22 protein-coding genes are annotated in these 25,419 nt (G+C 70.1%); 5 read left to right on the top strand and 17 right to left on the bottom strand.

The annotated features are described in order from the left end of the window. Positions 1–17 precede the first annotated feature (17 nt). Positions 18–923 (top strand): macrolide 2'-phosphotransferase, encoded by a 906-nt coding sequence (locus GPA04_RS19410; protein ID WP_156225872.1) that lies wholly within the window; start codon positions 18–20, stop codon positions 921–923. A gap of 17 nt (positions 924–940) precedes the next feature. On the opposite strand, the gene GPA04_RS19405 is transcribed toward GPA04_RS19410, so the two are convergent. The 9 genes from GPA04_RS19405 to GPA04_RS19365 form a co-directional block, all read right to left on the bottom strand. Beyond that, positions 941–1,315: a DUF2200 domain-containing protein gene (locus GPA04_RS19405; RefSeq protein ID WP_436277931.1), complete on the bottom strand. Its 375-nt coding sequence runs from the start codon at positions 1,313–1,315 to the stop codon at positions 941–943. Positions 1,316–1,353: 38 nt separating this feature from the next. After that, positions 1,354–2,526, bottom strand: a complete 1,173-nt coding sequence (locus GPA04_RS19400; RefSeq protein WP_156225871.1) for an RtcB family protein — start codon at positions 2,524–2,526, stop codon at positions 1,354–1,356. Positions 2,527–2,600: 74 nt separating this feature from the next. After that, complete coding sequence (gene lpdA / locus GPA04_RS19395) at positions 2,601–3,995, bottom strand: dihydrolipoyl dehydrogenase (RefSeq protein WP_156225870.1); 1,395 nt, start codon at positions 3,993–3,995, stop codon at positions 2,601–2,603. 98 nt (positions 3,996–4,093) lie between these two features. After that, entirely contained in the window at positions 4,094–4,450 is a 357-nt protein-coding gene (locus GPA04_RS19390) for a TFIIB-type zinc ribbon-containing protein (RefSeq protein WP_156225869.1), read from the bottom strand. Positions 4,451–4,515: 65 nt separating this feature from the next. Continuing rightward, complete coding sequence (locus tag GPA04_RS19385; protein WP_156225868.1) at positions 4,516–4,998, bottom strand: SufE family protein; 483 nt, start codon at positions 4,996–4,998, stop codon at positions 4,516–4,518. Positions 4,999–5,017: 19 nt separating this feature from the next. After that, positions 5,018–5,929 (bottom strand): sulfurtransferase, encoded by a 912-nt coding sequence (locus GPA04_RS19380; protein WP_156225867.1) that lies wholly within the window; start codon positions 5,927–5,929, stop codon positions 5,018–5,020. 95 nt (positions 5,930–6,024) lie between these two features. Then, positions 6,025–6,795 (bottom strand): amino acid ABC transporter ATP-binding protein, encoded by a 771-nt coding sequence (locus tag GPA04_RS19375; RefSeq protein ID WP_156225866.1) that lies wholly within the window; start codon positions 6,793–6,795, stop codon positions 6,025–6,027. Then, positions 6,792–7,583 (bottom strand): amino acid ABC transporter permease, encoded by a 792-nt coding sequence (locus GPA04_RS19370; RefSeq protein ID WP_156225865.1) that lies wholly within the window; start codon positions 7,581–7,583, stop codon positions 6,792–6,794. Before GPA04_RS19370 ends, GPA04_RS19375 begins: the two co-directional genes overlap by 4 nt. A gap of 10 nt (positions 7,584–7,593) precedes the next feature. Continuing rightward, positions 7,594–8,421 carry an ABC transporter substrate-binding protein gene (locus GPA04_RS19365; protein ID WP_156225864.1) on the bottom strand — a complete coding sequence of 276 codons (828 nt, stop codon included), beginning with the start codon at positions 8,419–8,421 and terminating at the stop codon, positions 7,594–7,596. A 142-nt stretch (positions 8,422–8,563) separates the two neighbouring features. On the opposite strand from GPA04_RS19365, the gene GPA04_RS19360 reads away from it, so the two are divergent. The 3 genes from GPA04_RS19360 (at position 8,564) to GPA04_RS19350 (ending at position 12,389) form a co-directional block, all read left to right on the top strand. Next, on the top strand, positions 8,564–10,267 hold the full coding sequence (locus GPA04_RS19360; protein ID WP_156225863.1) for a cation:proton antiporter: 1,704 nt from the start codon (positions 8,564–8,566) through the stop codon (positions 10,265–10,267). Between the two features lie 55 nt (positions 10,268–10,322). Further along, positions 10,323–11,327 carry a LacI family DNA-binding transcriptional regulator gene (locus GPA04_RS19355; protein ID WP_156225862.1) on the top strand — a complete coding sequence of 335 codons (1,005 nt, stop codon included), beginning with the start codon at positions 10,323–10,325 and terminating at the stop codon, positions 11,325–11,327. A gap of 96 nt (positions 11,328–11,423) precedes the next feature. Continuing rightward, the gene (locus GPA04_RS19350) at positions 11,424–12,389 is read left to right on the top strand and encodes an IS481 family transposase (protein WP_156225861.1); all 966 of its coding nucleotides are present in this window, start codon (positions 11,424–11,426) and stop codon (positions 12,387–12,389) included. Here GPA04_RS19350 and GPA04_RS19345 read toward each other — a convergent pair. Genes GPA04_RS19345 through GPA04_RS19330 form a run of 4 tightly spaced genes read right to left on the bottom strand, consistent with a single transcriptional unit; the run spans position 12,386 to position 19,861 of the window. Beyond that, positions 12,386–16,453, bottom strand: a complete 4,068-nt coding sequence (locus tag GPA04_RS19345; RefSeq protein ID WP_156225860.1) for a glycoside hydrolase family 2 TIM barrel-domain containing protein — start codon at positions 16,451–16,453, stop codon at positions 12,386–12,388. The genes GPA04_RS19350 and GPA04_RS19345 overlap by 4 nt on opposite strands. A 51-nt stretch (positions 16,454–16,504) precedes the next feature. Further along, entirely contained in the window at positions 16,505–17,380 is an 876-nt protein-coding gene (locus tag GPA04_RS19340) for a carbohydrate ABC transporter permease (RefSeq protein WP_241680929.1), read from the bottom strand. Next, entirely contained in the window at positions 17,377–18,336 is a 960-nt protein-coding gene (locus GPA04_RS19335) for a carbohydrate ABC transporter permease (RefSeq protein WP_162458670.1), read from the bottom strand. The genes GPA04_RS19340 and GPA04_RS19335 overlap by 4 nt, the downstream gene beginning before the upstream one ends. A 22-nt stretch (positions 18,337–18,358) precedes the next feature. Next, a complete protein-coding gene (locus GPA04_RS19330; RefSeq protein WP_162458674.1) occupies positions 18,359–19,861 on the bottom strand; it encodes an ABC transporter substrate-binding protein in 1,503 nt (500 codons plus the stop codon). Positions 19,862–20,310: 449 nt separating this feature from the next. Between GPA04_RS19330 and GPA04_RS19325 the strand changes: the two genes are divergently transcribed. After that, on the top strand, positions 20,311–22,116 hold the full coding sequence (locus tag GPA04_RS19325; protein ID WP_156225857.1) for a glycoside hydrolase family 2 protein: 1,806 nt from the start codon (positions 20,311–20,313) through the stop codon (positions 22,114–22,116). A 116-nt stretch (positions 22,117–22,232) separates the two neighbouring features. Here the strand turns inward: GPA04_RS19325 and GPA04_RS19320 are convergent, their stop codons facing one another. Genes GPA04_RS19320 through GPA04_RS19305 form a run of 4 tightly spaced genes read right to left on the bottom strand, consistent with a single transcriptional unit; the run spans position 22,233 to position 25,363 of the window. Beyond that, a complete protein-coding gene (locus GPA04_RS19320; RefSeq protein WP_156225856.1) occupies positions 22,233–22,556 on the bottom strand; it encodes an L-rhamnose mutarotase in 324 nt (107 codons plus the stop codon). Beyond that, positions 22,553–23,311, bottom strand: a complete 759-nt coding sequence (locus GPA04_RS19315) for an SDR family NAD(P)-dependent oxidoreductase (protein WP_156225855.1) — start codon at positions 23,309–23,311, stop codon at positions 22,553–22,555. Before GPA04_RS19315 ends, GPA04_RS19320 begins: the two co-directional genes overlap by 4 nt. After that, the gene (locus GPA04_RS19310) at positions 23,308–24,648 is read right to left on the bottom strand and encodes an enolase C-terminal domain-like protein (RefSeq protein ID WP_241680928.1); all 1,341 of its coding nucleotides are present in this window, start codon (positions 24,646–24,648) and stop codon (positions 23,308–23,310) included. The genes GPA04_RS19315 and GPA04_RS19310 overlap by 4 nt, the downstream gene beginning before the upstream one ends. A gap of 10 nt (positions 24,649–24,658) precedes the next feature. Continuing rightward, on the bottom strand, positions 24,659–25,363 hold the full coding sequence (locus GPA04_RS19305) for a GntR family transcriptional regulator (protein WP_156225854.1): 705 nt from the start codon (positions 25,361–25,363) through the stop codon (positions 24,659–24,661). Between the last annotated feature and the right edge of the window lie 56 nt (positions 25,364–25,419).

Here is a 25,419-nt window from a genome sequence, read left to right as displayed (position 1 = left end):
CCTGGCAACCTGAGGAGATGACGACCCACGATGCCGCCAGCCCCGAGGCACTCGCGACCCTCGCGGCCAGTCATGGCCTGACGATCGACGTGGACTCGGTCCGCCTCAACGAGGCGGGCCTCGACTACCGGGTGGCCTACGCCACCGCCGCCGACGGCGGAGCCTGGGTCCTGCGTGTGCCTCGCCGACCGGGGATGGCTGAGTCGATGGGTCGGGAAGCGGCCGTGCTGGCGCTGGTGCGCCGGCACCTCGCGGTCGCCGTGCCGGACTGGCAGGTCGCCGCGGAGGACCTGATCGCGTACCCGCTGCTGCCGGGGTCGCCCGCGCTCACGCTCGGTGCGAACGGGCACCCGGTGTTCCACGTGGACGCCGCCTCGGAGCGCTACGCGATCGAGATCGGGCGACTGATGGCCGCGCTGCACGCGATACCCGCCGAGGAGGTCCGGGCGGCCGGCGTAGAGGTCCTCGGCCCGGAGCAGGTGCGTGCCGAGCGGCGGGGCGAGTACGACCGGGTCGCCGCCGAGTTCAGCGTCGCCGATCACCTGCGCACCCGCTGGGAGACCTGGCTCGACGACGACTCCACCTGGCCGAGCTTCACCGTGTTCAGCCACGGCGAGCTGTACCAGGCGCACGTGCTCGTGGACGCGCAGGAGCGGGTCACCGGCGTCCTCGACTGGACGACCGCCGGCGTCGAAGACCCCGCCCGAGACCTGATGTACCAGCAGATGACCGCACCGCCCGAGGTCTTCGACCTCACGGTCAGCACCTACCGCGAGGCCGGCGCCCGGACCTGGCCCGGCCTCGCCCAGCACTGCGCCGAGCTCAGCGCCTTCGGACCCGTCGGCTACGGGATCTACGCGCTGACGACCGGCAAGCCCGAGCACCGCGACGCCGCGCAGGCGCTGCTCGACCCGCAGGAGTAGCACGCCGCACGCCCTGACTAGGCGGTCCGGAGGATCTTCTCCATCTTCTTCCCGCCGGCGACCTCGTCGACGAGCTTGTCCATGTACCGGATCTTCTGCATCAGCGGGTCCTCGATGTCCTGCACCCGGTACCCGCAGATCGAGCCGGTGATGAGGGAGGCCGCCGGGTTGAAGGCAGGCGCCTCGGCGAAGAACGTCTCGAGGTCCACCTCGGTGTCGATCACCCTGCGCAGGCCGTCCTGGTCGTAGCCGGTGAGCCAGGTGATGACCTGGTCGACCTCGGCCTGGGTGTGCCCCTTGCGCTCCGCCTTGGCGACGTAGTGCGGGTAGAAGCTCGCCAGGGTCATCCGCCTGATGCGCTCGGTCGCCTCGGGCTGCGCGTGCATCGCCATGGTCGGCAAGGGTACGCGCGGCGAGGCGAGGGACGGCGTCAGTCGCCCTTGACGTTGACGATCTGCCGCAGCGTGTGCCGTACCTCGACGAGCTCGGCCGCATCAGCCATGACGACGTCGATGTCCTTGTACGCCTGCGGGATCTCGTCGAGGAAGGCGTCCGTGTCCCGGTACTCGATGCCCGCCATCGCCTCCCGGAGCTGGTCACGGGTGAACGTCTTGCGGGCCTTGGTCCGCGAGTACACCCGCCCTGCACCGTGCGGCGAGGAGTTCAGCGAGACGGGGTTCCCCAGGCCGCTGACCACGTACGACGCCGTGCCCATCGATCCCGGGATCAGGCCGGGCCGACCCGCCTCGGCGTTGATGGCTCCCTTCCGGGAGACCCACACCTGCTGGCCGAAGTGCCGCTCCTGCTCGGTGTAGTTGTGGTGGCAGTTGATCCGCTCCGCCTCGGCCACCTGCTCGAGCCCCACCCACCTCCGCAGGTCCTCGGCGACCCGGTCCATCATCTCCTCGCGGTTGAGGAGCGCGAAGTGCTGCGCCCACCGCAGCTGCCGGATGTAGGTCGAGAACTCGTCGGTCCCCTCGACCAGGTAGGCGAGATCCCTGTCCGGCAGCGAGACACCCGACCGCTCGCACAGCTGCCGGGCGACCGTGATGTGGTGCTGGGCGATCTTGTTGCCCACACCCCGCGAACCGGAGTGCAGGAACAGCCAGACCCGATCCCGCTCGTCCAGGCCCACCTCGATGAAGTGGTTGCCCGAGCCGAGCGTCCCGAGCTGCAGCTCCCAGGTCCGCGCGTACGACGCCGGATGGAAGCCGGCCTCCTCAGCCGACGCCCGCAGCTCCTCGATCCGCCGCTGCGTGTGGTCTCGGGTGATCCGCCGGTTGTACGCCCCGGCCGACACCGGCACCGACCGCTCGATCTGCTGCCGCAGGGCGGCCCGGTCGTCGGGGAGGTCACCGACACCGAGCTCGGTCCGGACCGCGATCATGCCGCACCCGATGTCGACGCCGACGGCGGCCGGCATCACCGCACCCAGTGTCGGGATGACCGAACCCACCGTCGCGCCGAGACCGAGGTGCGCGTCCGGCATCAACGCCACGTGCGGGTGGATGAACGGCATCGTCGCAGTCCGCTCGGCCTGCTCCCGGGTGGCGGGCTCGAGCAGGCTCGCCCAGCTGAGGAGCTTGTCGTTGATCGTGTCCATGCGAGATCCTCCACCTCCACCGGAGACGACAGCGCCGCCCACCCGCCGAGGGTGGACGGCGCGATCGGGCAGGCTCAGAAGTTGATCATGTGGCCCGAGATGCCGTGGAAGGCCTCCTTGACCGCCTCGCCCAGGGTCGGGTGGGCGAAGATGACGCGGGAGACCTCATCAGCGGTCAGGTCCCAGGTCTGGGCGACGTTGATCGCCGGCAGCAGCTCGGTGACGTCGGGACCGATCATGTGGGCGCCGAGGATCTCGTTGTACTGGGCGTCGGCGACGATCTTGACGAACCCGACGCCATCGCCGAGACCCTGCGCCTTGCCGTTCGCGCTGAACGGGAAGCTCGCGACCTTGACCTCGTGGCCGGCGTCCTTGGCCTGCTGCTCGGTCAGACCCATCGAGCCGATCTGCGGGTGGCAGTAGGTGGCGCGCGGGATGAACCGGTAGTCGATCGCCATCGTCTCGGCGCCCGCGATCGTCTCCGCGGCCACGATGCCCTGCGCCTCGGCCACGTGGGCGAGCATGAGCTTCGCGGTGACGTCACCGATCGCGTACACGTGAGGGACGTTCGTGCGCATGAAGTCGTCGATCTCGATGGCGCCGCGCTCGGTGAGCTTGACGCCGACGGCATCCAGGCCGAAACCCTCGGTGCGCGGCGCGAACCCGATCGCCGAGAGCAGCCGGTCCGCCTCGAGCACCTGCTGGTTCTCGCCCGCGGTCACGGTCACCTTGACGCCCGACCCCGTGTCCTCGACCGTCTCGACCTTGGTGCCGGTGAGGACCTTCACACCGAGCTTCTTGTAGTGCTTGGCGAGCTCCTTGGACACGTCGGCGTCCTCGGTCGGCACCATCCGGTCGAGGAACTCGACGATCGTGACGTCCACACCGAAGTTGGCCATCACGTAGGCGAACTCGACGCCGATCGCGCCGGATCCGGCGATGATGATCGAGCCCGGCAGCTCCGGGTCGAGGATCTGCTCCTCGTAGGTGACCACGTTCTTGCTCACCTCGACGCCCGGGAGCATCCGCGTCACGGAGCCGGTCGCGATGATGAGGTCGTCGAAGGTCAGCTGGGTCGTGGCGCCGTCATCGGCGGCGACGTCCATCGAGGTCGCGCTGGTCAGCGTGCCCCAGCCGTCGATCTCGGTGATCTTGTTCTTCTTCATCAAGAAGTGGACGCCCTTGACGATGCCGGCCGAGACCTGGCGGCTGCGGGCGTGCGTGGGTGCGTAAGACATCGTGGCGTCGCCCTCGATGCCGTACTTCGCCTTGTCGTGGATCAGCGTGTGCGCCAGCTCGGCGTTCTTCAGCAGCGCCTTGCTGGGGATGCAACCGACGTTGAGGCAGACACCGCCCCAGTACTTCTTCTCGACCACAGCGACGGACTTGCCGAGCTGGGCTGCGCGGATGGCGGCGACGTAGCCACCGGGGCCCGCGCCGAGGACGACGACGTCATAGTGTTCGGTCACGTCTCCGAGCCTATCGCCGCAGCGTTGAGGTGACAGCGTGGCTTGGGACACATCGACGACGGCGCCGGGCCGGCGCCGTCCTCACCTCACCCGGCTCGTCAGTCGAACAGCTCGCTGAGCCAGTTCTCCCTGCGACGGCCACCGCGGCGCTGACCGTAGTAGCGCGAGTCGTCCGGCGAGGGCGCCGAGGGAGCCGAGAACGCCTCGTAGCGCCGGTCCCGGCCGTAGCCGGCGCGCGGGTCCTGGACGTACTGGACCGGCGCGGGCTGGTCCTGCGGCGGCGGTGTGCCGTACGCGGGCTGCGGACCGGGCGGCGGTTGCTGCAACGAGCGCTCGATGATCTTGTCGAGCTCACCGCGGTCGAGCCACACGCCCCGGCACTGCGGGCAGTAGTCGATCTCGATACCGCTCCGCTCGCTCATCACCAGGGTGGTGCCGTCGGTGGGGCACTGCATGGGTCATCGCCTCCTTGTCCGGTGCCGGTACAACGCGTCCGCCGCGGCGAGGGTTCCGCCGGGCGTCACGCCGCCCGGGTCTGCTCGCGCACCTGGCGCTTGATGCGGCCGAGCATGCCCGCCATGCCGCGCAGGCGGAGCGGGCTGACGGCGCGGTCGAGGCCGAGCCGGTGGGAGACGTCGTCCGGGACCGCGAGCACCTCGGCCGCGGTCAGCCCCGCCAGGCCGTCGGAGAGGATCGCTGCGAAGCCGCGCGTCGTGGGGGACTCGCGGGGAGCGGTGAGCAGCACGCGGACGGGAGAGTCAGGCCCGGGCGAGGCGCCGCCGTCGGCCGAGCCCTGCTCGCCGACCTCCACGGTGAGGAACACCGGTGACTGGCACTCGGGCACCGGCTCGAGCAGGTCGGGGTGGTCGGCGTACCTCTCCGGCAGCTCCGGCAGGCTCTCCGCGAACTCGAGCAGCAGCTGCAGCCGGTCGGGCTCGGTGAGTGCCTGGAAGTCGTCGACGATCGCGGCGAACGCGCTCGGCAGGTCGGCTCCGGAAGTCATGACGGGAAGCCTACGGCGGTCAGCGCTGCGACGCCGTCCCGGGCACGGTGCCGGGCTCGTTGCCGGTCGCGATCGGGACGCGCACGGCGTTGCCCCACTCGGTCCAGGAGCCGTCGTAGTTCTTGACGTCGCCGAACCCGAGCAGGTGCTGGAGCACGAACCACGTGTGCGAGGACCGCTCGCCGATGCGGCAGTAGGCGATGACCGGCTGGCTGGGGTACAGCCCCTTCTCCTCCTGGTAGATCGCCTCCAGCTCGGCGCGCGAGCGGAAGGTGCCGTCCTCGTTCGCGGCGCGTGCCCAGGGCACCGACTGCGCACCGGGGATGTGGCCGCCCCGCAGCGCCCCCTCCTCGGGGTAGTCCGGCATCGTGGTGCGCTCCCCCGAATACTCGGGGGCGGACCGCACGTCCACGAGCTGACCGCCGAGGAAGTCGAGGACCTCGTCCTTGAAGGCGCGGATCGCGGCGTCGTCCCGCTCCACCACGGGGTAGTCCGTGGGCACCGGCGTCGGGACCTCGGTGGTGATCTCACGGCCCTCGGCGATCCAGGCCGCCCGACCGCCGTCGAGCAGTCGCACGTCCTCGTGGCCGAAGAGGGTAAGCACCCAGAGCGCGTACGCGGCCCACCAGTTGTTCTTGTCGCCGTACAGCACCACGGTGCTCTCGCGCGCGACGCCGCGCGAGCCCAGCACGGTGGCGAGCGTCGCGCCGTCGACGTAGTCGCGGCTGACCGGGTCGTTGAGGTCGGTGTGCCAGTCCAGGTGGACGGCGCCGGGGATGTGCCCGGTGGAGTACAGCAGCACGTCCTCGTTGGACTCGACCACGACCAGGCCCGGGTCGCCGAGGTGCTCGGCCAGCCAGGTGGTGGAGACGAGGCGCTCCGGGTGGGCGTACTCGGCGAACTTGGCGGAGGAATCGACAGGAAGACCCATGCGCCCAGTCTGACACCGCCCACCACCACCGCCCGTTCGAGGTGATCGGGTACCACCTGCTGGTCCTCGATCACCTCCACCCGGGGTAGGTGTGGCTAGAGCACCTTCGACAGGAAGGCCTGGGTGCGGGGCTCCTGAGGGTTGGCGAGCACCTCGCGGGGGTCGCCCTCCTCGACGACGAGGCCGTCGTCCATGAAGATCAACCGGCTGCCGACCTCGCGCGCGAACCCCATCTCGTGGGTGACGACCATCATCGTCATGCCCTCGTGGGCGAGGGTGCGCATCACCTCGAGGACGTCGCCCACGAGCTCGGGGTCGAGCGCCGAGGTCGGCTCGTCGAACAGCATCATGTCGGGGTTCATCGACAGCGAGCGAGCGATCGCGACCCGCTGCTGCTGACCTCCGGACAGGTGCGCGGGGTAGGCGTCCTCGCGGTCGGCGAGACCGACCTTCACCAGGTTGTCGCGGGCCACCTGCTCCGCCTCGGCGCGGCTGCGACCGAGGACGCGCTGCTGCGCGAGGCACAGGTTGCCGAGCACGGTCATGTGCGGGAACAGGTTGAACTGCTGGAAGACCATGCCGATGCGGGTGCGCACCCGGTCGACGTCGACCTCGGGGTCGAGGATGTCGATGCCCTCGATGAGGATCTGCCCGCTCGTGGGCTCCTCGAGGAGGTTGACCGAGCGCAGCAGCGTGGACTTGCCCGAGCCCGACGGGCCGATCACGCACACCACCTCACCGGGGCGGACGGTCAGCGAGATGCCCTTGAGGACCTCGTGGTCGCCGAAGCTCTTGTGGAGGTCACGGATCTCGATCGCCGGCGCGTCCGGATGGACGCGCTCGCGCGGTGTCTCGTCGGTGCTCATCGGGACCTCGCCAGTCGTCGTTCCAGGTAGGCGGCGAACCGTGTCAGCGGGATCGTCACCACCAGGTACAGCATCGCCGCCATCAGCAGCACGGTGCTGTTCCCCGTCCGCGACGCCTCGTCGCGCGCGAAGACGGTCAGCTCCTTGAGGAACGGGGTGGTCCCGACGATGAACAGCAGCGAGGTGTCCTTCAGCAGCAGCACGAACTCGTTGGTCATCGGTGGGATCGTGATGCGGAAGCCTTGCGGCAGCACCACGAACATCATGGTGCGGAACGAGGACATCCCCAGCGAGCGGGAGGCCTCGGTCTGACCCTTGGGCACCGCCTGGATGCCGGCACGGATCACCTCGGCCATGTAGGCGCCCGCCACCAGGATGAGTCCGAGCAGCCCGGAGCCCACCGGTCGGAACGGCACCTGAATGCCCAGCGCGATCGGGAGCATGTAGCCGATCGCGAAGATCGTCAGCAGCGCGGGTACGCCACGAAACAGCTCGATGTACCCGGTCGCGAACCACCGGTAGGGGCCGATGCTCGAGAGCTTCATCAGGGCCAGCAGGATGCCGAGGAACAACCCCCCGGCGAACGCGATGAGCGTGAACAGCAGCGTGTTGCGCAGCGCGATCGTGACGATCTCGGGGAACTGATCGGCCGCGATGTCCCAGCGCAGGAACTGGCTCTCGACGCGCTGCCAGTCCGTCGTCAGCAGCGCGACCGCGATGACCGCGACGAACAGCGCGTACAGCGCGAGCCGCACCACGCGACGGCGGGTGCTGCGACGCATCGCCATGAGATGCCGCTCAGCCCTCGGTGGAGAAGTAGGAGTCGTACAGCTCCTGGTAGCTGCCGTCGTCGCGCATCGTCTGCAGGGACTCGTTCACAGCGGCGAGCAGGTTCGGGTTGCTGTCCTTGCCGAACGCGAACCCGTAGCTCTCCTCGGTGTCGTACTCCTCGACGATCACGTACGCCGGGTCGTCCTGGGCGTGGGTGACGTTGACGGGCAGGTCCTGCAGGATCGCGACGACCTGGCCCGCCTGCAGCGCCGGCCACATCTCGGCGTCGCCCGGGAAGCTGATGAGCTCGGCCTCCGGCGCGTTCTCCTGCGCGTAGGCCTCACCGGTGGTCGTGGCCTGCACGGCGACCGGCTGACCCGCGAGGTCGTCGATCCCCTGGATCCCGGAGTCGGCGGCGACCAGCAGCGACTGCAGCGAGTCGTAGTAGGGGTCGGAGAAGTCGAGGTTCGCCTGCCGCTCCTCGGTGATCGTGATCGCCGAGGCCCCCATGTCGCACTGCCCGGAGGCGTACGCGGTGCCGGACTGGATGCCGTCGAAGGAGACGTCCTGCACGGACAGCTCCAAGCCCAGGTCCTCGGCGATGGCCTGCGCGAGGTCGATGTCGAACCCGCTGTACCCGCTGGGCGCGGAGCTGTCCTCGATCTCGAACGGCGGGTACGGGACCTCCGAGCACACGGTCAGGGTGCCTGCCGTGACGAGCTCAAGCTCGTCGGTCGCGGCTCCCTCGTCACCGGTGCCGCCCTCGCCCCCCTCGGACCCGCCGCAGGCGGTGACAGCGAGCGATGCGGTGGCCGCGATGACGGCGACCTGGATGAAGCGACCGGTACGGGACATGGATTCCTCCTCGACGCAGCAGACGGAAGTATCCCGTCCGCGTTGGGGCGATCGTAGGGCACCGCGTGTTACCTCGAGATTGCCCCGCCAGGCCGAGACCGGGTTGTGACCCAAGCCAAGCGGTCGGGCGTAGGTTTTCGTCGTGGAGCCGCTCACCCTCGCGATCGGAGCCCTCGCCGCGATCGTCGTCGCCTCCGTCTTCTCGCGCCGCACCGGCATCGCGACCCCGCTGGTGCTGCTCGTCATCGGCATCGTCGTCGGGTTGATCCCGGTCGTGCCCGACATCGAGCTGGAGCCCGACTGGATCCTCGTGGGCGTTCTGCCGCCGCTGCTCTACGCCTCCGCCGTCCGGGTCCCGGTGATCGACCTGCGCCGCAACGTCGCGATGATCGGGTGGCTGTCGGTGCTGCTGGTGATCGCCTCCGCCCTGGCCATCGGCGGCCTGGTCCACTGGCTGGTCCCGGAGATCCCGTTCGCCGCCGGGGTGGCGCTCGGCGCCGTGATCAGCCCCACCGACGCCGTGGCCGCGACCTCGATCGGCAAGCGGCTCGGCCTGCCGCCGCGGCTGATGACCGTGCTCGAGGGCGAGAGCCTTCTCAACGACGCCTCCGCGCTCGTGCTGCTGCGCACCGCCGTCGTGGCCGTGACGGCGGCGTCCTTCAGCCTGGGCGACGCAGTCTGGGAGTTCGCCACGGCGGTGGCGATCGCCGTCGCCGTCGGTCTCGTCGTCGGGTACGCGAGCGTGTGGCTCCGTTCGCGCTTGCAGGACCCTGTGCTGACGACGGCGGTCAGCTTCGTGGTTCCCTTCCTCGCCTTCCTGCCCGCCGAGGAGGCGGAGGCCTCCGGCGTGGTGGCCGTGGTCGTGGCGGGCCTGGTCACCGGGCACCTGGGTGCGAGGAAGTTCACGGCGCGCGAGCGCACGACCGAGCACACCAACTGGAACACGCTGCAGTTCCTCATCGAGAACGGTGTGTTCCTCCTGATGGGGCTCGAGCTGCACGTGCTGCTCCTCGACCTCGAGTCCTCGGGCGCCGACGCCGGCACGGTGATCCTTCTCGCCGTGGTGGCGCTGCTGACCCTGCTGGTGCTGCGCACGGCCTTCGTCGCCGTGCAGGTGCTGGCCGAGCGACGCCGCCGGCCACAGCTCGCCGAGCGGCGCGAGCAGATCGACGACCTCGCCGAACGCATCGAGAGCTTCCCCACCCAGGACGAGCGTGGCGAGCGCCGGGTCTCGATGTTCCGCCGCAGGGTCGCCCGCGGCCAGGCGGACCTCGACTTCTACGCCCGCGAGCCGATCACCGCCCGGGGCGGCGTGGTGATCTCGTGGGCCGGGATGCGCGGTGTGGTCACGCTGGCGGCGGCGCTGAGCATCAGCGCCGAGGTGCCGCAGCGCACGCTGCTGGTGTGCGTCGCGTTCACGGTGGCCGTGGTCTCGCTGCTGCTCTACGGCGGCACCCTGCCCTGGGTGATCCGCGCGCTGCGCGTGCGCGGCTCCGACCCCGGCGCGGCGCGCACCGAGCTCGAGTCCCTCATGACCGATCTGAGCGAGGCGGCGGTCGCCTCGGTCGGTGGCCCCGACCAGCTGGTGCTCGACGGCAAGACGCTCGACCCCGAGCTGCTCAGCGAGGTCACCACCCGCTTCCGAAAGCTGCGTGAGGGACGCCTCGGCACGGGCGGCTCGCGCGACCTCACCCGACGCCAGCAGCTGCAGCTCGTCCGACGGGCCTACGTCGACGCCATGCGCGAGGCCCTGCACGAGGAGCGCGCCATCGGCGCCTACACCACGGCCGCGCTCACCGAGGCCGAGCGGCTGCTGGACTCCGAGGAGCTCAGGCTGGAGCGCTGATCGAGTTCGTGCGGCGGTACTGTGACCGGGATCCGGTGACCGAAGGGAAGCGTCTGTGGCCGTCACCATTCGCGATGTCGCGAAGCTGGCGGGTGTCTCCTTCAAGACGGTCTCCAACGTCGTCAACGACTTCCCTCATGTGGCACCAGCCACCCGGGAGCGGGTTCTCGCCGCCATCGACGAGCTCGGGTACCGCCCCAACCAGGCTGCGCGTCACCTGCGGCACGGCACGTCAGGCTTTCTCGGTCTGGTGCTGCCCGACGTCGTCAACCCCTACTTCTCGACCCTGGCCTCGCTCGTGGGGCAGAGCGCGAAGAAGCGTGGCTGGGCGGTGGTCATCGAGGAGACCGGCGGTGAGACCGAGCGGGAGCAGGAGGCGGTCGACGAGCTGAGCTCGCGCCTGGTCGACGGCGTCATCCTCTCCCCGATCTCCACGCCGAGCGAGGCGATCGAGGCGCGTCTCGGGTCCACCCCGATCGTGCTGCTGGGAGAGCGCGCCGAAGATGTCGCGACCGATCACGTCGGGATCGACAACGCCCGCGCGGGCCGGCTGCTGACCGAGCACCTGATCGCCGCCGGCGCCCGACGCATCGCCGCGATCGGCTATCGCGACGACGGAGTCGGCACCGGTGGGCAGCGCTGGGTCGGGCACGTGCAGGCCCTGCAGGCTGCCGGACTCCCCGTGCGGCCCGGCCTCGCCGTGCAGGTGCCCGCGTACGACCGGCCGCAGGGGGCACGGGCGATGCGGGAGCTGCTGGACCGGGACCCTGACATCGACGGTGTGATCGGCATGAACGACCTCCTCGCGCTCGGCGCGCTCCGTGCGCTGCACGACCACGGAGCAGCCGTCCCGGAGCAGGTGATGGTCGCCGGCTTCGACGACTCCGAGGACGGGCGGTTCGCCCACCCGAGGCTGACGTCGGTCTCCCCCGATCTCACGTTGCTCGCGCACGAGTCGGTGACCACGCTGCTGCGGCGCATCAAGGAGCCGACGGCTGAGCCGCGTCACGTCAGGATTCCCTTCACCATCGCCGCTCGCGAGAGCACGGCGCGGCGCTAGGTGTTTTTCCCGACACCTTGTGAACGGCTGAGGTGAGCGAAAACCTCCGGGAACGATGTGGGTAACCACACTCACGTTCGTTCCACGGAGGTCTTCGTGACTCACGCTAACGCGCCTTTCACCCCCGAGGGCCGGGCTCGCCTGGCCCGCTTGATCGTCGAGGAGGGTTGGAGCGTGCGCCGGGCTGCGGAACGGTTCCAGTGCTCACCGGCGACGGCTTCGAAGTGGGCTCGTCGTTATCGAGCAGGGCTGCCGCTGACGGATCGGCCCTGCCGGCCCCGGACCTCGCCTGCGCGTTCCTCGCAGCATCTGGATCGGCGGATCATCGCGTTGCGGTTCACCAGGCGGTGGGGACCGCACCGCATCGGTTACCACCTGCACGTGCCGCGCTCCACGGTCGGGCGGGTGCTGGCCCGCTACCGGATGCCGCTGCTGCACCACCTCGACCAGGCCACCGGTCTGCCGGTCCGCAAGGCCAAGGCAGTGCGCTACCAGAAGGCCGTGCCCGGTGAGCTGGTGCATGTCGACATCAAGAAGCTGGGCCGGATCCCCGATGGAGGCGGGCACCGCAAGCTCGGACGCACCCTCGGCAACCGCAACAACAAGAAGCGCGGACTGGGCTACGCGTTCCTGCACCACGCCGTCGATGACGCCACCCGACTGGCCTACTCCGAACAGCTGGGCGATGAGCGCAAGGAGACCGCTGCCGGATTCTGGATCCGAGCCCGCGCTTTCTTTGCCGAACACGGCATCACCATCACCGCGGTGATGACCGACAACGGCTCCTGCTACCGCTCAGGCACCTTCGCCCAAGCCTTGGGCGAGGAGGTCAAGCATTACCGCATCCGGCCCTACCGCCCGCAGACCAACGGCAAGGTCGAGCGGTTCAACCGAACCCTGGCATCGGAGTGGGCCTACGCCGCCACCTACGCCTCCGACGCAGCCCGAGCCGCCACCTACCAAGACTGGCTCCATCACTACAATCACCACCGCCCCCACATCGGCATCGAAGGCTCAACCCCCGCCGACCGCGTTCACAACCTCACGGGGAAGAACGGCTAGTCGTCCACGCTCCGGCCCTCGAGGTGGCCGATGCTCTGCACCCCGCCGCTGCGGAGGCCGACGGCGTAGTGCCAGCCGTCGAGCGCGCCCGGTGCCGTGAGGTCGATGCGCCCCTGCGTGGTGGCCGTGAACACGCGCGACCATCCGAGGCCGCGATCGACCCAGACCGCGATGGCGTTCCCGTCGAGCGCGAGCGCCCACCGGTCACCGGGCTGCAGCCGTCCGTTGCCGCAGCAGGCGTTGGTGAGCTGGCCGTCGATCATCAGGTCGACCCCGTGCTGGCCACCGATGCCGGTCCAGGCCATCACGTAGTTCTCCTCGTCCTTCACGAGGCCGACGAACTGCGAGTCCGGCGTGATGCCGTTCTCGCCGAACCTCCCGTGCTCGACGACGACGACCGCCTGGTCGCTGAGCGGACCGGACCCGTGCGCGACCAGACCGAAGTACGGGCTGGGCGCCTGCGCCTGCAGCGACCCGCCCCCGAGCGTGAGCTGCGGCAGCACCCGGTTGTCCAGGGGCTGGTGCAGCGAGTACTCGGCGATGCTGTCCTCGGAGAAGTCGTCCGCGACCCCGATCGCGGGGTAGGCGGCGGGGTCGAACGCCACGATCGAGGCGCTGCTCGCCTGGATCGCGTGCCCGGCCCAGCTCGCCGTCGCGGTGAAGGTCGCCGACTCCCCGGGGGACACCTCGCCCTGCGCCGCGACCGTGAACGCGACGTGCCTCGCCTCGCCGGGTGCCAGCGACGCGACGGTCGCCGACTCGGCTGCGGACGCCGTCCACCCTGCGGCCGGGGCCAGCCCGAGCTCGACGCCCTCGACGACCTCGGCGGTGTCGTTCACGACCGAGACCAGAACGGTGCCGGTGCCCGTGGCCGGCGAGATCGATGCCGCCGACTGGTACACCGAGACGCGGTGGTCTACCGCCGCGAAGGCGGGCCGCTCGTCGTCCACCGTGACGGTGCCGCCCACCAGCGTCGGAGCGAGGCCGTGCCGCCCGGAGCGCACGCCGAACACCGAGAGGCCGCCGCCGTCGCTGGCCAGGCGGAGCGTCGCGGTCTCACCCTCGCCGAGGGTGGCTGCGTCGATCGGCACGGCGATGCGGAAGCCGTACCGGTTCCCGAAGTCCGGCCCCAGCGAGCCGCGGGTGCGCCCCGCGAGCGCGAGCGGACCGTGAGGGTCGTCGGAGAGGAGGACGGCCGGCAGCTCGTGACCGTTGACGGTGACCGTCAGCTCGGCTGGATACCGCCGCGCGCTCGTGACGTGGTTGCGGTCGTAGACGCCCGCCGTCTGTGCCGAGGCGACCTCGAGCAGCAGGGTCGCCTCGGTCGCCTCGCCGCTGCGGATCACCTCGGGCACCGGCACCTCGTACTCGAAGTAGCCGCGGCCGTAGCCGCTCACCCAGTCCGCGGTCCCGTGGGAGGCGACCCCTCCGGTCCACTCGTGCGCGACGACGTCGGAGGGCGAGAAGCCCGTCTCGCCCTCGCGGGGTGGGGTGTCGTACGTGAGGTACTGCTCGGCGACGGTCTCGCCGTCGACCTCGAGCCAGAACCAGATGAACCCGTTCCGCACCCGCTCAGGTGCGGTGAGCGAGATCGTGCCCGCGTCCGAGACCGTGTACCGATCCGGGGCGATCGGCTGCGAGCCGCTGTCTGCCTCGGCGACCCACTCGCCGTCGTCGTCGTAACCACCGATCCGCCACCGCAGCTGCGCGTGAGCGAGGTCGAGGTCGCTGAAGTGACTGACCCGCACGGGCACATCGATCCGCTCGCCGCGCTCCAGGGTGTGCGCCGAGGGTGCCATGAGGGAGAGGGCGTCGTCACCCTGGAACATCTCGATCGTCCGCAGCGTCCCGGTGTGGTCCATGAACTCGGGCGAGTTCGGCTGCCTGTCGTACCGGAACGGGCTGTGGATCTCCTGCTCGGTCTCGGCGATCTGCACCCCGACATACCCGCTCAACGCCGGGTAGGCGCGGAACAGGCCCACCTCGTGCATGAACTGGCCGCCCTTGGTGGAGAACTCGGAGTTCAGCCAGGGCTGGCCCTCCTGCACGCCGTCGTTGAAGTTCCACGTGGAGCCGGGATGGATCTGCGGCTCGATGCTGTCGAGGAGCTGCTTCCACGCCCCGTAGCTGTCGAGGTAGAAGTGGAAGTCGTTCAGGTCGGTCGATCCCTGCAGGTGACCGTTCTGACAGCACGGTGAGTTGTCGACCACCAGACGTGACGGATCCAGCTCGCGCGTCAGGTCGACCATGCGCCGGACGTAGTCGAAGGCCGCGGGCGGGATCGGGTCCTGGAAGGGACGATCGGTCAGCCCCCACGACTCGTTGAACACCGTCCAGATCACGATCGACGGGTGGTTGTGGTCGCGCTGCAGCGAGCGGACCAGAAGATCCTCGAAGAGCTGCTCGGCCTGCGGGTCGCCCTGTGAGCCCCAGCCCGCGTTCGGCATGTCGTACCAGACCAGCATGCCCAGCTTGTCTGCCCAGTGGTAGTAGGCGGGCTCGTTGACCTTGAGGTGGTGACGCACCACGTTGAAGCCCAGGTCGCGAGCGTTGCGCAGGTCCAGCAGCATCGAGCCACGCCCCGGGTCGTCGACGGTGCCGGTGCGCAGATCCGGTCCGGCCGTCTCACCGGTGTAGGTGTACAGACCCCACGGGTTGTATCCCTGGTCGAGCACGCCACGCACGTAGAGCGGGCGGTTGTTCAGATGGATGTACTGGTACTCGCCGTCATGTCCGGGTGCCCAGTCGCGCTCGATCGAGCGCATCCCGAAGTAGGTCCGGACGCCGTCCTGGTTCAGCAGCTCGACGTCGGCCGTGTACAGAGCCGGGTCGTCGGGCTCCCACAGGTGCGGGTTCTCGATCGGGACCCGCACGCTGCCCTGCCCGTCCGACAGCGGGACCTTGACCCGTGCGTGCACCGTTGCGCCGTCCGGGCCGGTGATGGTCACCATGGCCGGCGGGCGGCCGCGCACCCCCTCGGCCGTCACGTCGATGGTCACGAAGGCCTCGGACGGCGTGCGGGAGTCCCCCTCGAAGGTCAGCTCCGGGGTGATGTGGGTCTGCGTCAGCCGCGCCCCACGCTGCGGCTCGATCCACACCGACTGCCAGATGCCGCCGACGTCGCTGAACCAGCCCTCGGCACCCGTGCCCGGCGCCTCGCCGGTCTGCTTGCCCTGCGGGTAGGGCGTGCTCGCACCGGTCGGCGGCGCCACCACCCGGATCGTCACGGTATGGGTCGATCCGGGCCGCAACCGTCCGAGATCCGCGGAGATCTCCGTGTAGCCGTCTCCCGAGTACGGCAGCACGGGCTCGCCGTCGAGCCAGACGGCGGCACCGTAGTCCGCGGCCCCGATCCGGAGGCGGACATCGTCGGAACGGGGGAAGTCCTCCGGCACCGTGAACGAGCGCTGGTACCAGACCGTGCCGCGGTAGTCGGCATGCGCACTGCGGAAGATCTCGTTGGTCGCGAGCTCCTCCTCGCCCCAGGCCGCGAGCGACGAGTACGAGAACGGCACCCGGATCGCCCGGTCGAGCTCGTGGCCGGGGTCGAACCACTGCTGGCCCTCTCCCACGTCGTCGGGGTCGAAGGCGAACGACCAGGTCCCGTTCAACGACAGCCACGCGTCGTCGGTGAAGGGACGCCGATCGGCATCCGGGCGCGGATACTCCGCGCGCGGGGGCGTGGTCTCACGGTGAAGCTCGAGCTCCACCGACTCCGACAGGGCGGTGGACGTGAAGGCGTAGCCCTCCTTCGCCGCCACCACCAAGGCGCTGGTGGCCGGCACGTCGACCAGCACGAAGCTGCCGTCCGCACCCGAGAGGGCGGCGGCATCGGAGCGCGAGGCGTGCACGGCGGCTCCCTCGATCGCCTCCCCGCTCTCGGCGTCGATCACGTGACCACGGACCGTCAGCGTCTGCTGCACAGCGCTCTCCTCCTGCTCCGGCCCGGTCGGCTCCCCCGGGCTCCTGACCGCACCGGCAACCGCCATCGGCAGCATCAGTGCGAATGCGGTGACGAATGTCGCGCCGGCCTTGGCACGAGACGCCCACGAGTTCTCGGACATGGTTCTCCTCACGTCATGCGGCCGCTGCCGCCTGGGTTCGCTCGTGCGGGATCACTGCTTGACGGCGCCGGCGATGCTGTCGACGAACTTGCGCTGCAGTGCGATGAAGACGGCCATGACCGGGACGAGCGCGATCATCGCGGCCGCCGCCAGACCGGACCAGTCGGTGCTGTACTCGCCCACGAAAGCCGTCATCCCGACGGCGAGCGTGCGCATGCCCGGTTCGCTGAGCGTGAAGACCAGCGGGAGCAGGTAGGTGTTCCAGGCGAACAGGAACGTCAAGATCACCACGGTGGCGGTGATCGGCCCGGACAACGGCAGCATGATCCGGAAGAAGATCCGGAACGGACCTGCGCCGTCGAGCCGGGCGCACTCCTCGAGCTCCTTGGGGAGCCCGCTGAAGTAGCCCGCATACAGCAGCGTCGCCGAGACGTGTCCGCCGGCACCCAGCCCGAGGATCACGCCGACGTAGGTGTTGAGCAGGCCCAGCTGGTCGGTCAGCTGCACGACCGGGATGATCGTGTATCCCTCAGGCAGGAAGAACGTCACGACGAAGATGCCGATGAGGAGCTTCTTGCCGATGAAGCGGTGACGCCCGAGCACGTACCCCGCGAGCGCGCTGCGCACGACGATCAGCAGCACGGTGCCCCCGGTAATGAGGACCGTGTTGAGGAAGTACCGATCGAAGCCGACCACTGTCCAGGCCCGGACGTAGTTCTCCCAGATCGGTTCGTCGGGGATCAGACCGAGACCCGAGCCGAAGATCTCCGGCTGCGTCTTGAGCGAGGCGGACAGCAACCAGACGAAGGGGTAGATCCACATCAGGGCGAGGAGCAGCAGGCCGACGAAGATCATGAGGTTGCCCGGCCGGGCGACGAGCATGCTCCATCGGCTCCGGGTGGCTGCGGGGACGCGGCGTCGTCTCATCTCATCGCTCCCGTCGCCCTGCGCGCCCATCGAACGCCGAGCGCCTGGGCGACCGCGATGCCCATCGTGATCAGCCCGAACAGCACCGCCGCAGCCGAGGCGTAACCCAGCTGTGGCACGGTCGCGCCGAACGCGGTGCGGAAGATGAAGATCTCGATGACCTCGGACGAGAACGCCGGACCGCCCGCGGTGAGCGTGTACAGCAGGTCGAAGACGTTGAGGGCACCCACGGTGTCGATGAGGGTGATGATCACCAGGAACGGGATGAGCAGTGGCAGCGTGATGTGGACGAACTCCCTGCCGGGCCCGGCGCCGTCGATCATCGCCGCCTCGTGGACCTCCTGCGGGATCGTCTGGAGCGCGGCGAGCCAGTAGATCATCGTGATACCCAGCCACTTCCACACCCACACCGCCGCCCCGCTGAACAGGGAGGTGCCCGTGTCGGCCACGAAGTTGACGGGCGAGTCGAGCAGACCCGACTCCACCAGCGCGAGACTGATCGGACCACCGGCGTCGAGCAGCAACGTGAAGGCGACGCCGATGATCGCCCCGGTGGTGACCACCGGCAGGAAGTACAGCGTCCGGAGGAACCCCTTGAACGGGGTGTTCCGGCGGTTCAGCAGCAGCGCGAGCACCAACGCGAGCCCGACCCGTAGCGGCACCGCGCACACCAGGAACACCAGCGAGTTCCGGAACGAGTTCCAGAACAGGTCGTCCGCGACCAGGCGCTCGAAGTTCTCGATGCCCACGAACGTGCCCTGATCGGCGAACCCGGGCCAGTCCAGCAGCGCGAACCACCACGACGCCACCAACGGGTACACGGTGTAGGCGCCGTACCCGAGGACCGTCGGCAGCAGGAAGAGGTAGATCCACCAGTCCTTGCGCAGCCGCCGCAGCACTCCGGGTGGGCGGCGGGCCGGGGCCGGCCCCGCGACCCTGTCCACGGACGTCGTCATCGTGACCTCTCTCGGCAGGACCTCAGCGCGCGTCATACGCCTCGATCGTGTAGTCGGACTCGGGCTCCCAGTTCGGGAAGACCCAGGCGTCGAGGTCGATGTCCACGCCGTCGGCCTGCACGGCCGCCAGCGCGCGCTCGCGCTCGACGCTGACCGCCTCGCGGTAGGTCCGCAGCTCGGCCGCGATATCGATGTCCGCACCGCTCAGTGCGGACTGGACGAGGATGCCGATCGTTGGCTGCACCGGCCGCATCTCGGCCGTGACGCGCCAGGCGTCCGGGTGACCGATCTCGGGCGACGGCGCGATGCGCACGTCCTCCGCGAAGCGCGCCACGCAGTCCCGGTAGGCCGGGTGCACGTCGGCGGTCTCCACGGCCTCGAGCAGCGCTGGCGGCTGGTCCATGGCGCTCGCGAGCGCAGCCTGGAAGTCCTGGCCCGTCATCTGCAGCAGCAGGTCGGCGGCCACCTCGGGATGCTCGGAGTCGACGGAGACCCAGAACACCCCACCCGACGGCGCGGACCGCACCGACGTGCGCTCCTCGTTCGGACGCGGGATGGACCAGCAGCCGAGCCCGCGCTCGACCACCTCCGGCGACTCGGTCACCAGGTCGCCGATGAACCACGGTCCCCACGGGAAGATCGCGCCCTCGCCGGCCGCCCACCGTGCGAGCGCGTCGCGCGGGATCATCGCCGGCGACGCCGGGTGCACCAGACCGTCCCGCTGCAACGACAGCAGGAACTCGACCGCGTCGACGAACGGCTGCGAGTCGTGCACGTACTCGCCCGTGGTCCAGTCGATCGGACCGGGGGCGCCGGCGGTCATGGCGAGCTGTGTGACGATCGCTGACAGGTAGTCGGGATTCTGCGCCGGCAGGAAGATCCCGGAGGCGTCCGTGCCCTCGGTGACCGCGCGCGCGACTGCCCGGAGGTCGTCCCAGGTGGTCGGCTCGTCGTCCGGATCGAGCCCGGCTTCCTCGAGGAGGGCGGAGTTGTACCAGGGGATGGTGGCGTGCTGGCGCGGGGAGAACAGCGGGAACGAGTACACCGAGCCGTCGAACCGATGGACCCCGTCGAAGAGCAGGTCCGCGATCGGGCTGCTGTCGAAGTCCGCGTGATCGCCCACAGGCTGGAACCAGCCCTCGCTGACCAGAGCCGCTGGTGCGGCGTCGAGGCCGGCGAGCGAGTGCACGTCAGGCAGCTGGTTGCTGCGCCGGGCGACCTGCAGCGCCTGTCCGAGGTCGGCTGCCGCCAGCTCGCGCCTCTCGACCGTCACCCCTGGATTGGCGCTGGTGTACGGGGTGAAGAGCTCGTCCTCGAGCATCTGGGTCAGCGGCCTGAACTGGTCCCACCACTGCAGGGCTCCTCCAGCCTCGCCGCTGTCGGTGCCCTGCTGGGCGCTCTGGCCGCCCCCGATACAGCTCGCCAGGACTGCGGCGAGGGCGCCGGCACCACCTGCGCCGAGAAACTGGCGACGGTTGACCGGCATGCGCCGGCGCGGAGCGCGGCTCGGGTGCTGCGTGCTCATGGAAACTCCTTCGTCTCGGTGAGTCCCCGCGCATGCGGAGGAAGCGATCGGCAGGCCACCGCACGGCGTTCCCGTGGGGATCGCCACGACAGCGCTGCCGGTAGCCGGGCCACGATGACCAGTCGTCATGCGGCCGTTCGATCGCCGAGTATTCACAGCGTTTACAACGTTGTCAAGAGCGACGGCCTAGCGACTTGACAACGTTGTAACGTTCGACCGTAAAGTGGTGAGCGGAGCGCCCGCCACCGCGCCGTCGAACCTGCGAGCCGCAGGTGCCCTTCGGCCCGCATCCTCATCGACACCGACCACCGTGTCCTCGATCGACACGATGCGTAGGCTTGACCCCGACGTGCTCGAGATCACGCTTCCGGCTGCGTCGTGAGGGTGCTGCGGATGGCCGGCGCCCCGTCGGCAGACGGCCACCACACGACCACAACAGAGAGAGCCCGATGACGATGACCCCGGCAAGCGCCCAGGACGGCACCTACCCCCGGCCCCAGCTCGTCAGGCCCGCACACGCGGCGCTCGACCGGCGGGTCGGGTTCGCCTACGACGACGACAACCGCGGCCTGGCCGAGCGCTGGCACACCCGCGCCGAGGTCTTCGACCGGGAGATCCAGCTGCCGTTCGCGCCGGAGTCGGATGCCTCAGGTATCGGTGACACCGACTTCCACCCGATCGTCTGGTACCGCATCCCACTGACGGCGGCCGACCTGGAGCGTGCGGGGTGGCACACCCAGGGCGACCGGCTGATCCTCCACCTCGGCGCCGTCGACCACTCGGCGGACGTCTGGGTCGACGGCGTGCACGTCACCCACCACGAGGGCGGCCAGACCGCCTTCAGCGTCGACATCACGGACGCGCTCGACGGCGACGGCGACCACGTGGTCACCGTCCGCGCCGAGGACGACCCGCTGGACGCGACGCTCCCCCGCGGCAAACAGGACTGGCACCGCGAGCCGCACGCCATCTGGTACCACCGGACCACCGGGATCTGGCGGACGGTCTGGCTCGAGGCCGTGCCCGCGTTGCACGTCCGCTCGCTCGCGTGGACGCCGGACGTCCCGGGTGCCGGCGTCCGGCTGGAGGTCGAGCTGAGCCGGCGTCCCAGCACGCCCGTCGGGGTGGACGTGACGCTGAGCCACGAGGGCGCCGCGCTCGCGCACGTGCGCGTCGAGGCGTCCGAGCAGACGGTCGTCGTCGACCTCACGCTCGCCGGTCAGCGCAACGGGCAGCACTACGAGCACCTGCTGTGGTCACCCGCGCACCCCCGCCTCATCGATGCCACGGTGACCATCGAGGGTGAGGTGAGCGACGCCGTCGGGAGCTATCTCGGGCTCCGGTCGGTCGGCACCGAGCACGGCCGGTTCCTGCTGAACGACCGCCCGTGCTACCTGCGGTCGGTGCTGCAGCAGGGGTACTGGCCGACGTCGCACTTCACGGCGCCCTCGCTCGACGCGCTGCGCGCCGAGGCGGAGCTGATCCGCGACCTCGGCTTCAACGCGCTGCGGATCCACCAGAAGGTCGAGGACCCGCGGTTCCTGTTCTGGTGCGACAAGCTCGGCCTGCTGGTGTGGGGCGAGACCGCCGGGGCGTACGAGTTCAACGACATCGCGGTGCAGCGGCTCACGACCGAGTGGCTCGCGATCGTGCGGCAGTACCGCTCGCACCCGAGCATCGTCACGTGGGTGCCCTTCAACGAGTCGTGGGGCATCCAGCATGGTGCGCACGACCCGCGGCAACGCGCCTACGCGACGGCCCTCGTGAACCTCACGCGCGCGCTGGACCCCAGCCGGCCCGTCATCTCCAACGACGGCTGGGAGCACACCGACTCGGACATGTGGACCATCCACGACTACGAGGGGCAGCGCGAGGTGCTGGCCGAGCGGTACGGCTCCCGCGCCTCGCTCGAAGCGATGGTGCGCGGGATCGGGCCGGCAGGACGGCGCATCTCGCTCACCGAGGTCGGCGAGGTGACCGCACCGATCATGCTCACCGAGTTCGGTGGTGTCTCGTTCGTGACCGGCGAGGTCCCCGAGGACAGCTGGGGCTACACGAGCGCCTCCGACGCGGCCGACTACGAGGAGCGGCTCCGGGCGATCCTCGAACCGGTGCACGCCGCCACCGAGCTGTCCGGGTTCTGCTACACGCAGATCACCGACACCCACCAGGAGACCAACGGCCTCTGCGACGCCCAGCGCCGCCCCAAGCTGCCGATCGAGACGCTCGCGGCGATCATCCGCGGCACGGACTGACCCCACACCCCGCTTTCAACACGATTCCGTCCACCGCCAGGTTTCAACACCTTTTCGTGCACGAACGGAATCGTGTTGAAAGCGGAGGGTGAACGGAATCGTGTTGAAAGCGGGGTTCAGGCGAGGTGGAAGACCTCGGGGATCGGGTGCCACCACTCGCCCTCGGCAGCCTCGGGGACCGGCTGCTGCATCGGGTCTGTGACGGTCCACCAGCGCTGCGACTCGGGGTCCGCGGCGATCGCGGCCATGTCGGCCTCGTAGTCGTCACCGACGTACTCGAAGTAGCTGAACAGCAGGTCACCGTGGCGGAAGATGCTGTAGTTCGTCACGTGCTGGCGCCGGAGCCGTTCGAGCACCGCGGGCCAGACGGCGGCGTGGACCTCCTCGTAGGCCTCGACGTGCTCGGGCCGGACGCGGATGACCTGCGCGACGCGCCTCATGACCCGACCGGGCGGACGCGCAGCCCCTGCATGCCGCCGTCGATCGCGATCGTGGTCCCCACCACGGCCCGCGACCGCGGCGAGACGAGGTTGGCCACCGCGTAGGCGACCTCGTCGGCCTCGACGAGCCGGCCCGTCGGCTGCCGTGCCGCCAGCGCGGCACGCTCGGCCTCGGGGTCGTCGGCCTTCGCGAGCAGGCGACCCACCCAGGGCGTGCTGACCGTGCCGGGATTGACGCAGTTGACGCGGATCCCCTCACGCACGTGGTCGGCGGCCATCGCCTGCGTGAGCGAGAGCACCGCACCCTTGCTGGCCGAGTAGAGCGCACGCTGCGGGAGCCCCGCGGTCGCGGCGATCGAGCAGGTGTTGGTGATGCTGGCGTTGTCGGAGCTCCGCAGGAACGGCAGCGCGGCGCGTGCCACCCGGACCATCCCGACGACGTTGAGGTCGAGCACGCGGTGCCACTCGTCGTCGTCGTTGTCCTCGATGGTCCCCTGCGCACCGATGCCGGCGTTGTTGACGACGGCGTCGAGCCCGCCGAGGAGCTCGGCGGCCGAGCGCACCGCGGCGTCGACGCTCGCGGAGTCGGTCACGTCGCACCGCACCCCCAGCAGCGGCTCCGCCACCTCCGGGTTGATGTCGAGGCAGACGACCCTGGCACCGCGGCTCGCGAGCTCGTTCGCGGTCGCCAGTCCGATACCGCTCGCCCCACCCGTGACGATCGCGCGGACCCCAGCCAGCTCGGGTGTGCTCATCGGTGCTCGTTCTCCCTCAGGTCGGTGCTGCTGTCGGTGGTGCCCTCGGCCCACACGATGCCGTGCGGGTAGGTGTGATCGGAAATCGATGCCGGCAGCATCTCGGCGCCGCCACCCGGGCGGGTGGGTGCGACGTAGGCACCATCGGCGATGCGCACGGGCTCGGTGAAGTGCTCGTGCAGGTGGTCGACGTACTCGAGGTAGCGGTCCTCGGTCGTGCCCGCGAACGCCACGAAGTCGACCATCGCCAGGTGCTGCACCATCTCGCACAGCCCCACACCACCGGCGTGCGGGCAGACCGGGATGCCGTAGCGGGCCGCGAGCAGCAGCACCGCCAGCAGCTCGTTGATCCCACCCATGCGGGTGGCGTCGATCTGGAACACGTCCACGGCGCCGGCCGCCATCAGCTGCTTGGCGACCACCCGGTTCTGGCAGTGCTCACCGGTGGCGACCCGGATGCCGTGGTGGCCCAGGCCGGCGCGGATCGCGGCATGGCCGAGCACGTCGTCGGGCGAGGTGGGCTCCTCGATCCAGTACGGGCTGAACGGCGCGAGCGCCGTCATCCACTCGATCGCGTCGGCGACGTCCCAGCGCTGGTTCGCGTCGACCGAGACCCGCACCCCCGGCCCGACGGCGCCGCGAGCCAGGCGCAGCCTGCGCACGTCGTCGTCGAGGTCGTTGCCGACCTTGAGCTTGATCATGCCGAAGCCCTGCTCGACCGCCTCGTGGGAGAGCCGGACCAGCTTCTCGTCCGAGTACCCGAGCCAGCCGGGTGTGGTCGTGTAGGCCGGGAAGCCGTGCGCGCGCAGGTGCTCGATGCGCTCGGCCTTGCCCTCGGCGCGCTCGGTGAGCAGCGTGAGCGCCTGCTCGGGGGTGATCGCGTCGGTGAGGTAGCGGAAGTCGACGGTCGAGACCAGCTCCTCCGGGGTCAGCTCGGCGAGCAGCAGCCACAGCGGCTTGCCGGCCTGCCGCGCGAGCAGGTCCCAGGCGGCGTCGACGACGCCGCCGATCGCCATGTGCATGACGCCCTTCTCCGGGCCGAGCCACCGCAGCTGGGAGTCACCGATCAGGGTGCGGGAGAGCTCGTTCACGTCGTCGAGATCCTCGATGCGGCGTCCCACGACGTGGGTGCGGAGCGCCTCCAGCGCCGCCACCACGACGTCGTTGCCGCGGCCGATGGTGAAGACCAGGGAGGCGCCGTGGTGCTCGCCGTCGGTCTCGAGCGTGACATAGGCCGCCGAGTAGTCGGGGTCGGTGTTCATCGCGTCGGAGCCGTCGAGATGGCGCGAGGTCGGGAACCGGACGTCGGCCGAGGTCAGGTCGATGATCGTGGGCACAGGGGTCCTCTCAGGTCGACGCCGGGGTGGCGCGGACGATGCGGTCGTGGGCGGCCCGGAGGTGGGCTGCCATGGCGGAACGGGCGGCGCGGGCGTCGCCGGCCTCGACGGCGTCGACGATGACGCGGTGCTCGGCGATCGCTCGGGTGGTCATGCTGGTGCTGAAGGCGTAGCGGAACTGGTGCAGGTGCGCACGGGTGCGCTCGAAGGCGGCGAGCGCCACGTCGTTGCCCGCCAGCCGCAGCAGCATGGTGTGGAAGCGCCGGTCGTGCTCGGCGAGCGCGGCGTAGTGCGCGTAGTCGGAGCCCTGGGTCGCGGTGACCGTGGCGGCCGGCGCGGACTCGAGCTCGGCGCGCAGCGCCGCGATGTCCTCGGCGCCGCGCTTGCGGGTCGCCTGCGCCGCCGCCCACGGCTCCACCAGACGACGGAACTCGAAGACCTGAGCCAGCTCACCCGCGGTGAGCACCGCCGTCGTGCGATAGCCGCGCAGCGGCTCCTTGACGACGAGACCGTCGGACTCCAGGCGCGCCAGCGCCTCCCGGACGGGCGTGGGCGAGACGGCGAGGTCGCGCGCGAGGGCCTCGATGTTGAGGCGGGCGTCGGGCGCGATCGTGTGATCCATGATCAGCGCGGTGAGCGAGGCGTACACCTCGTCGGCCAGCGCGCGGCGCGGTGCCAGCTGGGCGATCCCGAGCCCGCTCGAACCTGGCGTCATCACCGACCTCCTCCCGCCGTCGGACAGACCCTATAGGATCTTTGATCTGCCCGACG

Origin of the sequence: Pseudactinotalea suaedae, assembly GCF_009733815.1 — a bacterium.
Lineage (GTDB): Bacteria > Actinomycetota > Actinomycetes > Actinomycetales > Beutenbergiaceae > Pseudactinotalea > Pseudactinotalea suaedae.
Note: the sequence above shows the minus strand (reverse complement) of the source record. Positions and strands in the feature narration are given on the sequence as shown.

Excerpts from the sequence above, each read along its gene's own strand:
- GPA04_RS19365 (WP_156225864.1), bottom strand. The coding sequence starts at position 8,421 with ATGTCCCGTACCGGTCGCTTCATCCAGGTCGCCGTCATCGCGGCCACC.
- GPA04_RS19315 (WP_156225855.1), bottom strand. The coding sequence starts at position 23,311 with ATGAGCACACCCGAGCTGGCTGGGGTCCGCGCGATCGTCACGGGTGGG.
- GPA04_RS19380 (WP_156225867.1), bottom strand. The coding sequence starts at position 5,929 with ATGGGTCTTCCTGTCGATTCCTCCGCCAAGTTCGCCGAGTACGCCCAC.
- GPA04_RS19330 (WP_162458674.1), bottom strand. The coding sequence starts at position 19,861 with ATGAGCACGCAGCACCCGAGCCGCGCTCCGCGCCGGCGCATGCCGGTC.
- GPA04_RS19340 (WP_241680929.1), bottom strand. The coding sequence starts at position 17,380 with ATGAGACGACGCCGCGTCCCCGCAGCCACCCGGAGCCGATGGAGCATG.
- GPA04_RS19305 (WP_156225854.1), bottom strand. The coding sequence starts at position 25,363 with ATGACGCCAGGTTCGAGCGGGCTCGGGATCGCCCAGCTGGCACCGCGC.
- GPA04_RS19405 (WP_436277931.1), bottom strand. The coding sequence starts at position 1,315 with ATGGCGATGCACGCGCAGCCCGAGGCGACCGAGCGCATCAGGCGGATG.
- GPA04_RS19390 (WP_156225869.1), bottom strand. The coding sequence starts at position 4,450 with ATGCAGTGCCCCACCGACGGCACCACCCTGGTGATGAGCGAGCGGAGC.
- GPA04_RS19335 (WP_162458670.1), bottom strand. The coding sequence starts at position 18,336 with ATGACGACGTCCGTGGACAGGGTCGCGGGGCCGGCCCCGGCCCGCCGC.
- GPA04_RS19385 (WP_156225868.1), bottom strand. The coding sequence starts at position 4,998 with ATGACTTCCGGAGCCGACCTGCCGAGCGCGTTCGCCGCGATCGTCGAC.
- GPA04_RS19370 (WP_156225865.1), bottom strand. The coding sequence starts at position 7,583 with ATGGCGATGCGTCGCAGCACCCGCCGTCGCGTGGTGCGGCTCGCGCTG.
- GPA04_RS19375 (WP_156225866.1), bottom strand. The coding sequence starts at position 6,795 with ATGAGCACCGACGAGACACCGCGCGAGCGCGTCCATCCGGACGCGCCG.
- GPA04_RS19320 (WP_156225856.1), bottom strand. The coding sequence starts at position 22,556 with ATGAGGCGCGTCGCGCAGGTCATCCGCGTCCGGCCCGAGCACGTCGAG.
- GPA04_RS19325 (WP_156225857.1), top strand. The coding sequence starts at position 20,311 with ATGACGATGACCCCGGCAAGCGCCCAGGACGGCACCTACCCCCGGCCC.
- GPA04_RS19345 (WP_156225860.1), bottom strand. The coding sequence starts at position 16,453 with ATGTCCGAGAACTCGTGGGCGTCTCGTGCCAAGGCCGGCGCGACATTC.
- GPA04_RS19400 (WP_156225871.1), bottom strand. The coding sequence starts at position 2,526 with ATGGACACGATCAACGACAAGCTCCTCAGCTGGGCGAGCCTGCTCGAG.
- GPA04_RS19410 (WP_156225872.1), top strand. The coding sequence starts at position 18 with ATGACGACCCACGATGCCGCCAGCCCCGAGGCACTCGCGACCCTCGCG.